Source organism: Mesorhizobium sp. M1E.F.Ca.ET.063.01.1.1 (genome assembly GCF_003998155.1).
In the GTDB taxonomy this organism is placed as follows: domain Bacteria; phylum Pseudomonadota; class Alphaproteobacteria; order Rhizobiales; family Rhizobiaceae; genus Mesorhizobium.
The window spans coordinates 1-3,976 of the sequence record NZ_RZSC01000564.1 but is presented as its reverse complement, the minus strand read 5'-3'; the positions used below and the strand labels follow the sequence as shown (position 1 = coordinate 3,976).

Sequence of the window (3,976 nt, the reverse complement as noted above, 5' to 3'; positions counted from 1 at the left end):
GAATGATTGAACGGGTCGAGCGGGCCGGCTTCGAGCGCGATGAAATTCTGGTCGTCGAGCACGAATCCGATGATCTTGACGCTGCCGGCGGGGCCGCTTGGATTGTCCGCCGCCACGTCCGTGGTGCGGCCGATCGCCGAGTTGGGAATGGTGGCGACATAGAATTCCACCGCTTGCCGCGCGTCCTTTTCGAACCACAGATGCGAGGTGACCTTGGCCATGCTGGATCTCCTTCCTGTCTGACAACGACCGAAGGACGTTCGAGTTTCGCCCGGTCCGACAGGCTTGTCGTTCACCGAGCATTGTTCTGCCCGCCGCGCTAGACAGTGCTATCAGTCGGCATCGAAAAGGATGCACAATGGACGCGACCGCACTCAAGGCCATGCAGGCGCCGCTGAAGGAGGCTTACCGCCAGGACGCCGCCAAGGCCGTGATCACGCTCAGGGCGCGCGGAACGCTCGACGACCGGTCGATCACCTGCAAGGTGGAGACGGGCAGGGCGCTTGCCGTGGCGGGGCTGCATCCGGCCACCGGCGGCTCAGGGCTGGAGCTCTGCTCGGGCGACATGCTGCTCGAGGCGCTGGTCGCCTGCGCCGGCGTGACGCTTAAGGCGGTGGCGACGGCGCTTGAGTTCACGCTCGGCAACGCCACCGTCGTGGCCGAGGGCGATCTCGATTTTCGCGGCACGCTCGGCGTCGCCCGCGACGCGCCGGTCGGCTTCCGCGAGATCCGGCTGAAATTCCACCTCGACACCGACGAACCCCAGGAGCGCATCGATTCGCTCTTGAAGCTCACCGAGCGCTACTGCGTCGTGTTCCAGACGATCAACAACAAGCCGGCGTTGAGTGTGAGCGCCAGCTAATTTCCCCCCTCGAGGGGGAGATGTCGCCGAAGGCGACAGAGGGGGTCGTCTCACGTAGAGTGCCAGCGTCGTCTGATGTCGGAAGGAGTTGGCGCTTCAGGCGCGGCGACCCCCTCTGGCCGCTTCGCGGCCATCTCCCCCTCAAGGGGGGAGATCAGCTCGCGCTACTGCGCGGAGGGCTCCTCGGCATCCCCCTCGTCGGTGAAGGGCGAGGCGCTCGGCACGCATTGCACGGCCCAGCCCTGCGGCGTCGGCTGCTTCTGATATTCGGTGATGGCGTTGGTGCACTGTTCGCGGGTGTCGAAGGTGCTGGGCAGCACCACCATGCCGCCTTGCGGGCCGGCGATCACCAGATACCAGACCAACGCTACGCTGGGGGTGGCAGCCATGGGTATTCCTCACTTTGCTGGATGTGGGAGTCGCGTCGATCCTAGCAACTCCCCTCGGGCGGCGAAAGCAGGGCGGCGGAACACGCTTCCGCCACCCCGTTCACAGAGCCGTGAAGAGGGCTTTCGCCAGGCAGGCTCAGTCGACCACGACGCGTTTTTGAACTCGAGTTATTCCGGCTGCCGGTAGGCGACGAAGCGGTTGTGCTTGGCCTGGAAGATCAAGCCGGTCTCCTTCAGCGCCGGGCTTGCCAGCGGCACGATGCGCCTGGCGACCTCGGAGGGATGCGGCAGCGTCTCCGGATCCTCGCCGGGCATCGCCTGGGCGCGCATGGCCGTGCGGGTGGCGCCCGGATCGGCGGCGTTGACGCGGAGCGGCAGGCTCTCGGTTTCATGCGCCCAGGAGCGCATCATCGTCTCGACCGCGGCCTTTGAGGCCGCGTAGGGCGCCCAGAAAGCGCGCGCCGAGTGCGCCGCGTTTGAGGACATGATGATCGCGCGGCCGGCGTCGGAGAGCCTGAGTAGCGGGTCGACCGAGCGGATCAGCCGCCAGGTCGCGGTGACGTTGATGGTCATCACCTTCTCGAAGGTCTTTGCCTCGACATGGCCGATCGGCGAGACAACGCCGAGGATGGCTGCGTTCGCCACCAGAATGTCGAGCTTGCCCCAGCGCTCGTGGATCGCGCCGCCCAGCCGGTCGATGCCGGCCATGTCGGTGAGGTCGAGCGGCACCAGCGTCGCCTGTCCGCGGCCATCGGCCTTGATCTGATCGTCGAGTTCTTCCAGCCCGCCCACGGTGCGGGCGACAGCGATCACATGGGCGCCTGCCGCGGCCAGTTCCTTGGCGATGAAATAGCCGATGCCGCGCGAGGCGCCGGTGACGACTGCCACGCGGCCGGAAAGGTCGAGGGTCATGTGAAAGCTTTCGTAAGGTGGGCGCGAGACACCCCCCTCTGCCCTGCCGGGCATCTCCCCCTCAAGGGGGGGAGATTGGATTTCACCGGCGCCGGCGCTTTTCTCGCAGCCTTCGAGATTGGCGAAAGCGATGGCGACATCTGATCTCCCCCCTTGAGGGGGAGATGTCCGGCAGGACAGAGGGGGGTAACTTGGCAAAGGCAAATGAAAGTCCGGCGCGCCCCTACGACCCGCTCGACGCCAGCAGCGACAGCGTGCGCACATTGTCGTGGCCTTCGAAGTCGAGCAGGCGAGTGGGGTACTGGCCTGTGAAGCAGGCGTCGCAGAATTGCGGCTGGTCGTTGTCGCGGCGCGCCTCGCCGACGGCGCGGTAGAGCCCGTCGATCGAGAGAAATCCGAGCGAATCGACGCGGATGAACTCGGCCATCTCCTCGACCGACATGCGCGAAGCGAGCAGCTTCGATTTCTCCGGCGTGTCGACGCCGTAGAAGCAGGATGCGCTGGTCGGCGGCGAGGCGATGCGCATATGCACTTCCTTGGCGCCGGCGTCGCGCACCATCTGCACGATCTTCTGGCTGGTGGTGCCGCGCACGATGGAATCGTCGACCAGCACCACGCGCTTGCCCTCGATCATGCGGCGGTTGGCGTTGTGCTTGAGCTTCACGCCCATATGGCGGATGGAATCGCCGGGCTGGATGAAGGTGCGGCCGACATAGTGGTTGCGGATGATGCCGAGCTCGAAGGGAATGCCCGCGGCCTGGGAAAAGCCGATCGCGGCCGGCGTGCCGGAATCCGGCACCGGCACCACGATGTCGGCCTCGACCGGGTTTTCCTGCGCAAGCTCCGCGCCGATGCGTTTGCGCACCTCATAGACATTGCGGCCCTCGACCGAGGAATCCGGCCGGGCGAAATAGACATATTCGAAGATGCAGAAGCGGGTCTTCTGCGGCTCGAACGGGAACAGGCTCTCGATGCCCTTGGAGGTGACGACCACCATTTCGCCGGGCTTGATGTCGCGCACGAAGCGGGCGCCGATGATGTCGAGCGCGCAGGTCTCGGAAGCGAGGATCCAGGCGCCGTCGAGATCGCCCAGCACCAGCGGGCGGATGCCGAGCGGGTCGCGGCAGCCGATCATCTTCTTGGCCGTCAACGCCACCAGCGAGAAGGCGCCTTCGACCTGGCGCACCGCGTCGATGAAGCGCGAGTTGAGATCGCGCTCTTTGCTGGTGGCGACCAGATGCAAGAGCGTCTCGGTATCGGAGGTCGAGGAGAAGATAGAGCCCTGCTTCTGCAATGCGCGCTGCACGGTGAGCGCATTGGTGAGGTTGCCGTTGTGGGCGACAGCGAGACCGCCTTCGGCGAGCTCGGCGAAGAAGGGCTGGACGTTGCGCAGGCCGGCGCCGCCGGTAGTGGCGTAGCGGGTATGGCCGATGGCGCGGTTGCCCTGCAGGCTGTCGATCACGCGCTGTTTGGTGAAGGTGTCGCCGATGAGGCCGACATGGCGTTCGACATGGAACTGTGTGCCATCATAGGAGACGATGCCGGCCGCTTCCTGGCCGCGATGCTGCAGGGCGTGGAGCCCGAGCGTGACGATGGCCGCAGCGTCCTGCCGGCCGAAAATGCCGAATACGCCGCATTCGTCGTGGAAATGGTCGTCGGCCTCGGCGGAAAGGACTTTGCCTGCGTCTGCCGTTGAGTCTGCCATTTGGTGCTCAAGCTCCGCTAAAGCCGCCATATAGGGCGATCGCCCGTCGAACGCAACGCACGCGATGCCGCATTCATAAAATGCTTTAGGCCAGCGCCGCGCCTGTCT

At 65.5% G+C, this 3,976-nt stretch carries 5 protein-coding genes; 1 reads left to right on the top strand and 4 read right to left on the bottom strand.

The features are described from left to right. Positions 1 to 221 (bottom strand): VOC family protein (locus EOA29_RS28050; RefSeq protein WP_189479012.1); only part of this gene is annotated, 221 nt, incomplete at its 3' end. A 137-nt stretch (positions 222 to 358) separates the two neighbouring features. Here EOA29_RS28050 and EOA29_RS28045 point away from each other — a divergent pair. Continuing rightward, positions 359 to 862: an OsmC family protein gene (locus EOA29_RS28045; RefSeq protein ID WP_126094877.1), complete on the top strand. Its 504-nt coding sequence runs from the start codon at positions 359 to 361 to the stop codon at positions 860 to 862. A gap of 164 nt (positions 863 to 1,026) precedes the next feature. Here the strand turns inward: EOA29_RS28045 and EOA29_RS28040 are convergent, their stop codons facing one another. From EOA29_RS28040 to purF, 3 genes are all read right to left on the bottom strand, one after another. Then, positions 1,027 to 1,251, bottom strand: a complete 225-nt coding sequence (locus EOA29_RS28040; protein ID WP_040984608.1) for a hypothetical protein — start codon at positions 1,249 to 1,251, stop codon at positions 1,027 to 1,029. A gap of 168 nt (positions 1,252 to 1,419) precedes the next feature. After that, on the bottom strand, positions 1,420 to 2,163 hold the full coding sequence (locus EOA29_RS28035; RefSeq protein ID WP_126094858.1) for an SDR family NAD(P)-dependent oxidoreductase: 744 nt from the start codon (positions 2,161 to 2,163) through the stop codon (positions 1,420 to 1,422). A gap of 223 nt (positions 2,164 to 2,386) precedes the next feature. Then, positions 2,387 to 3,868, bottom strand: coding sequence for an amidophosphoribosyltransferase (gene purF, locus EOA29_RS28025; protein ID WP_126094857.1), 1,482 nt, complete (start codon positions 3,866 to 3,868; stop codon positions 2,387 to 2,389). Positions 3,869 to 3,976: the final 108 nt, after the last annotated feature.